General features: G+C 41.1%; 6 protein-coding genes. 3 read left to right on the top strand and 3 right to left on the bottom strand.

Going from position 1 to position 6153, the window contains the following annotated elements; genetic code table 11:
• Window positions 1–91 precede the first annotated feature (91 nt).
• Both V7K48_RS00745 and V7K48_RS00750 read right to left on the bottom strand, forming a co-directional pair.
• The gene (locus tag V7K48_RS00745) at window positions 92–1027 is read right to left on the bottom strand and encodes a GUN4 domain-containing protein (RefSeq protein WP_335068659.1); all 936 of its coding nucleotides are present in this window, start codon (window positions 1025–1027) and stop codon (window positions 92–94) included.
• 805 nt (window positions 1028–1832) lie between these two features.
• The gene (locus V7K48_RS00750) at window positions 1833–2021 is read right to left on the bottom strand and encodes a hypothetical protein (protein WP_298911527.1); all 189 of its coding nucleotides are present in this window, start codon (window positions 2019–2021) and stop codon (window positions 1833–1835) included.
• Window positions 2022–2148: 127 nt separating this feature from the next.
• On the opposite strand from V7K48_RS00750, the gene V7K48_RS00755 reads away from it, so the two are divergent.
• The 3 genes from V7K48_RS00755 (at window position 2149) to V7K48_RS00765 (ending at window position 5344) form a co-directional block, all read left to right on the top strand.
• Window positions 2149–2523: a hypothetical protein gene (locus V7K48_RS00755; protein ID WP_335068662.1), complete on the top strand. Its 375-nt coding sequence runs from the start codon at window positions 2149–2151 to the stop codon at window positions 2521–2523.
• A gap of 236 nt (window positions 2524–2759) precedes the next feature.
• Complete coding sequence (locus tag V7K48_RS00760; RefSeq protein WP_335068664.1) at window positions 2760–3635, top strand: SDR family oxidoreductase; 876 nt, start codon at window positions 2760–2762, stop codon at window positions 3633–3635.
• A 212-nt stretch (window positions 3636–3847) separates the two neighbouring features.
• The gene (locus V7K48_RS00765; RefSeq protein ID WP_335068666.1) at window positions 3848–5344 is read left to right on the top strand and encodes an HlyD family efflux transporter periplasmic adaptor subunit; all 1497 of its coding nucleotides are present in this window, start codon (window positions 3848–3850) and stop codon (window positions 5342–5344) included.
• Window positions 5345–5837: 493 nt separating this feature from the next.
• On the opposite strand, the gene V7K48_RS00770 is transcribed toward V7K48_RS00765, so the two are convergent.
• On the bottom strand, window positions 5838–6023 hold the full coding sequence (locus V7K48_RS00770) for a hypothetical protein (RefSeq protein ID WP_335068668.1): 186 nt from the start codon (window positions 6021–6023) through the stop codon (window positions 5838–5840).
• Window positions 6024–6153 lie beyond the last annotated feature (130 nt).

Below are 6153 nucleotides of genomic sequence, written 5' to 3' on the forward strand. Positions count from 1 at the left end.
TAATTGCTATCACCGGATCTCTAAAATGTTGATTAACTCGTAGAAAACAACCCTATTACAAATATTTATAAAAATCTGAAGTGCTTATATGTTACACTTCACAAGTCTCGACGCGAGAAAAGAGTAGTAATAACTTAGTACTACTGTGACGTCCCAAAAAGTGACCTCTGGGTGACTCCAGGTAAGACGGAAGGTGTGCCTCTGGTGCTGAAGTGTTAAAAGCTACATTCTCTATCCAGTTTCCTTTCACTTTCCATCTTACGCGATCGCCAAATTTTTCCCAGGCTTCTTCATAATATTCACCGCCAGCCTTCCCACCACATTCGAGATAAATTTTCTTCTGAACGCTAAAGCCAAAGCGCCCATTGCTATATTTTACCCAAAGTTGGTCAATGGTGCGTAAGTCAGTACAGGGAAAATTATTGATGGATTCGGCATTTAACCAGCCTTCCTTTTCCCTGCTAGATGCCTTAAGCATAACAGCTAAAGTTTCCTCATCCGCTTCTTTCCACTTGCCTGCTACTAGCAAATCTCGCAATTGCGTGTAGTTTACTGCCTTCTCAGAACTAAGGTCATCGGCTTGAATTACCGGCTGTAGCTTTAGTTTTCGCTCTGGCGGTTTTCCAGTAATACCCCAAATTAAGTTCTCCATAGCCTCAGTATCTGTCCGAAAGTCAACCCACGTATGACCCCTAAGAAAAATTGGGAGTTTAGGCTGCTGTGGTGTATTTCTAAGCAAAACGGGAATCACGGGACAGCCTCTCTCTACAAATTCGTTTAAAAAAGCTCTCATCTCTGTACTTTGCCAGGGGCCAAGTCCACTACTACCTACAAAAACTGCTGCTGATTTAATATTTTCTATTTGTTCCTCTAGTAAAGACTGCCATGCTAAACCAGGACGAAGTGCCCATCTATCTAGCCAAGGTTTAATTTCTCGTCTTATTAATTCATGAGCAATTTCTATAACTTCAGGCTTGTCTTTGCTATTGTGGCAAAGGAAGACATCATACTGATTTTCGTCACTCATCTATAAGTCTCCTCACATCCACTTTTCTATACCAGCAATAATTGCCAACGCATTATACTTACTGCTTTAATTAATTTTATATTACGTAATATAGTTTGATTTATTCTTGCCTACTTACTTAAGTTATTAGTTAATACATCGGAAAAATAAATAAGGAATTTCCAACAAATAAATTATTCAATCTTGTAGAGTGGTCATCTTAGAGGTTGTTTGAAAAGTGATTGGCTATGATGTTAATTGTATTGTTACCCCCCTTAATCCCCCCTTTACAAGGGGGGAAACTGGAAAATCTAGTTCCCTCCCCTTTACAAGGGGAGGGTTAGGGTGGGGTAAAAAAACGTTGATACACCAATTATGACTTTTCAAACATCCTCTTAACAGCTTTTGGCTATGGGCGGGCGAGACGCCCACCCCATAAAAAGTAACTGAATGTTTTTTTATTTGGGAGTCCCTAGAGTCGAATTTAATAAGCAAAATAACATTTGACTTACTCAAAAGCTGTGTTTGCTTTCTCATTTTGGTGTTTTCCGCAAGCAAAAAGAGCTTTTACTTATTCAAACCCCAGTTTGCTTTCTCATTTCAGTGTATTCCGCAAGCAAAATGAGCTTTTACTTATTCAAACCCCAGTTTGCTTTCTCATTTTGGTGTATTCCGCAAGCAAAATAAGCTTTTACTTTCTCAAACCCCAGTTTGCTTTCTTTTTTTGGTGTATTCCGCAAGCAATCAAGCATAGTGCTATCTCAATATGCTTGATTGCTGATTCATTCCAGTAATTCACACACTCGTGACAACTATCCCTTTGAGATTACTTCTCTTTATCTTTATCTAATGCTTCCTCGATCGCACGACGGCAAAATTCTGGAGGATCATCCTTGCTGGATAGTTCTTCCTTCATAGTCTTGGTAATGCGTAGATTAATCCTTTCTGTTAATGATTCTTCTCTATTTGATTTAATTGGTTGTAAATTTTGTGGATTCCCTTTAGGATTAGGCATTATTTAGAAATATAAACAAGGCTTGATTTACTTGGTGCCAAAACAATAAATTGTTTTTGGTGGTTGCTACAACTTGCCGGAAGTACAACCACCAATATCCAATTTCAAAAATGGACACTACTATTTTATGTTCACGCGTTCTGAACTTGAAATCAAGACTATTAAAGAATTACGCGACTTGTGTCATAGATACGGCATCAAACCAACTCTTAATGCAGGATACAAAACCTCGTACATCGTAACTCTGATGGCATTTCCACTTTTAGCGCTGCAACAAATGAAGCAAGGTAAAAGGTTAAAATTCCCTAACTTTAACGCTATCCAGGTAATCAGTTCTGCTATAGAAGAGATGAATTCATCCACAGATGAGCAAGCAGCACTAATTCGGATAACTTTAGAGGGCAGAAAAATGAGCTATCCTGACCGATACGACCAAGAGAATCTGCTGAACTTGCACAAGGCTAAGATGTCGCTTGAACAAGCTATTGACTTGTTGAGCTAGTAAAACTAATCCCATTATCCTATCCCCTGCATCTACAAGGATGTGGGGGATCATTTTTAGAGTATTAAGATAAATAAGGTGTGATCTATTGGTTTAGTTGGCGTGAGGATATCTTGAGCATAGTAAAAAGTATAAAAATATGCTCACACTGTTTAAGTATTGCTTAATGGATTTTAAGCATATATCGAACATTTCAAGAACTAGAAAGGCTGAAAGTATTCAATTTAGGTATTTATATGTTTCTGGTAACTGGAGCAACGGGAGGAATTGGTCGCAGAGTTGTGCGACTCCTACGGCAACGAGAGCAGTCTGTGCGGGCATTTGTCCGCCTTAACTCGCGCTACAGCGAGTTAGAACACCGGGGTGCAGAAATCTTCATCGGTGACTTGCTAGAGGAAAAAGATATCCAGAAAGCTAGTCGGGATATCCAGTATGTTATCAGCGCCCACGGTTCTGATAGCGATGCCCTATCTTTAGATTACCGCGCCAATATTGAACTGATTGACCAAGCAAAAGCCAATGGTGTAGAGCATTTTGTCTTCATTTCTGTATTGGGAGCCGATCGCGGATATGAAGACGCTCCTGTGTTCAAAGCTAAAAGAGCAGTAGAGCGATATTTGGCAGCTAGTGGCTTAAATTACACAATTTTACGCCCAGCTGGATTAGCATCTAACTTGCTGCCACTAGTAGAACGATTTCGGGAAACGGGATTGTATTTGCTGATTGGCGATCGCAAAAATCGTACCTCAATTGTAAGTACCGATGATTTGGCAAGAATAGTGGTAGATTCTGTGACAGTTAAAGGCGCTCGCAACCAGATTTTACCAGTGGGAGGGCCAGAGATTTTATTACGAGAAGATATTCCCCGGATTTTTGGTCGGATCTTCACCAAAGAGCCAGTAATCATTAACTCACCACTATTTATCATTGATGGGTTACAGAATGCATTGGGTTTATTTAATCCCCAAACCCAAAAAGCTTTGGGAACTTTTCGCACATTGCTAGCAAATGAATTTTTCTGTACAAAAGATGAAATTGCCAATTTAGAGGCGATTTTTAACTTCAAATTGGAGACATTAGAAAATTTTTTGCGGCGCTATTTAGCAGTTTGAATGGAGATTGGGATTTGGGGACTAGTACCGCAAGGCGGAAGTCAAAAGTCAAAAGTCAAAAGTCAAAATGAATACAGCGTAGGCGTTTCGTTGATTTTGAATGGTAGGTTTATTTACGCGCCCGCTGTACTAGGAAGAGTTTTCCTAAAATCCAACACCCAATCCCCAAATTAGCGATAATCTAAAATCCAAAATCTAAAATCCAAAATTCTATGAAATCTTCCCTAGCTGCAAATGCTGCTCAAGCTCGTCAGACAAAAGAGCGATTCGCCCAACCAGAGGAACAACTCACCTATGAATTGGGGAAGGCAGTACAGGAATTGCCACCCCTCTACACTAGATTATTAGCCGGAACGATGAGCGTTATCGTATTTGGGGCGATCGCCTGGGCGTATTTCTCGCAAATAGATGAAGTAGCAACAGCACCAGGGGAATTAATTGCTTCCACACAGGTAAGACCGGTGACATCTTTGGGTGGAGGGTCAATTGTCGCTGTTAAAGTGCAAGAAGGCGATCACGTTACTAAAGGTGAAGTTCTGATTCAAAAAGATCCAGACTTGCAAATAACCGATGTTTCCCGCCTAGCCAAATCTAGTAGATTGATTCAAGACGATTTACAACGTTTGGATGCAGAACGTACCGGAGGCAAAACCACTGGGACGAAACTGCAAGATGAACTTTTAAACTCCCGCCTGCAAGACTTCCAAGCGCGTCAAACAGGGGCAGAAGCAGAAGCAAATCGCCAAATAGCAATCATTGATCAAGCCAAAGTCCGCTTGAGCCGGTTGCAAGACAACTTAGTTAATGCCAAAAGCAGCGCTACCAATGCCAAAACCAACCTTGTCAACGCAGATAGCATTCGGATCAAAATTGAAAGTAATTTGGCACTTGCACAACAAAGGGAAAAAAGCCTACGCACTCTAATTACTCATGGTGCTGTACCTCGTGTCGATTACCTAGATGCCCAAGAAAGATTAACTCGTGCAAAGACAGACATCACCAGAGCGCAAGATGAAGTGACCAACGCCCAGAATAAAATCACAGAGGCTCAAGATAAAGTCACATCATTAGAAAAAGATATTGCTGCCCAAGTCCAGGAAATTCACCAAGGAGAACAAGCTTATAACACTGCACGCAGCCAGGCCCAGCGTGTAGCATCAGAACGCCAAAGTGAAATTTTGACCCAGTTCAACAAGCGTAAAGAAGAACTGACAACCGTTCAAGGTCAATTAGAGCAGGCGAGGAAGCAGCAAGCTTTAGAAACGGTTGAGGCTCCCGTTGCTGGTACGATTTACAAAGTTAAAGCCACCAAGGGTCCAGTGCAATCAGGTGAAGAATTGCTGTCAATTTTGCCGGAAGGGGAAGAAATGCTCCTAGAGGTGAAAGTTCTCAACCGTGATATTGGGTTTATTCGTCAAGGAATGAGGGCAAAAGTAAAAATGGCAACTTTCCCCTTCCAGGAATTTGGCACTGTGGAAGGCGAAGTCATGCAAGTCAGTCCGAATGCAATTCTTGATAAAGAATTAGGCTTAGTTTTTCCTACAAGAATTAAGCTAAATAAACACGCAGTGAATGTGCGGGGTCAAGAAGTAGAATTTACACCAGGGATGGCTGCTACAGGTGAAATTGTCACTCGTAAAAAGTCAATTTTGACATTTATTACTGAGCCTGTGACGCGGCGGTTTAACGAGGCATTTTCGGTTAGGTAGGTTTGTAAGTCTTTGCTATTTTTATACCGTTTTAAAGGCGATCGCAACCACAACTTATCCAAAAGAGCGATCGCCCTCTACCATTCCAGGTAATAAAAAGGCGATCGCATCTTCAGAAGACTTGCGCTGTGAGACGGAGGTTTAAACCACCATCGGCTAGTAGGTAATCATAAAGGCGATCGCTTCTAAATTCAGTTATACAAAAAAGATTGCTGACATACTAAGTCCAATAACCTTGTCGTTCAATTCCCTGAGAATCGACAAAAATGTCTCTACAAGGTTTTTAGGTTACTTGATTTTCTTACAGGACTTACGCAAAAAGGCGGTGAAAGCCTTGATTTACCGTAGGGGCAATTCATCTAGACGCAAAGGGGGAATTAAGGGGGTAAAACGCCTGTGGGACATGCATTTTAGCTTAAGTTGACACCAATGAGCAATGTTAAACCCCTACATTCATTCACGATATTTCTCGAATGCTCTCTTTGCTAGCACACTATGCGATCGCATGAAATGTATGGTTAGTGGTAATTTTTGTCAGTGCATCTGCAATAATTTTGGGATCAATGAACAGCGTTTCATGACCTCCTGGGCATTCAATTAGCTCATACGTGCCAAGGCTTTGTACCATCTTGAGATAGGTTCCCGGTGGAAGTGAGCGATCATCTTTGCAGAACAACACTGTTTGAGGGATCTTTAAGGCAAAGAAGTCATTGGTCTATAGAACCCATTTGATATCTTTTTTAGCTGGCAGCTAGTCTTTTAAGCATCAGTCTGATAAAACAAAGCTTGAGCTTGGCATTGGCACGAGC

Origin of the sequence: Nostoc sp. (assembly GCF_036919615.1) — a bacterium.
GTDB lineage: Bacteria > Cyanobacteriota > Cyanobacteriia > Cyanobacteriales > Nostocaceae > Nostoc.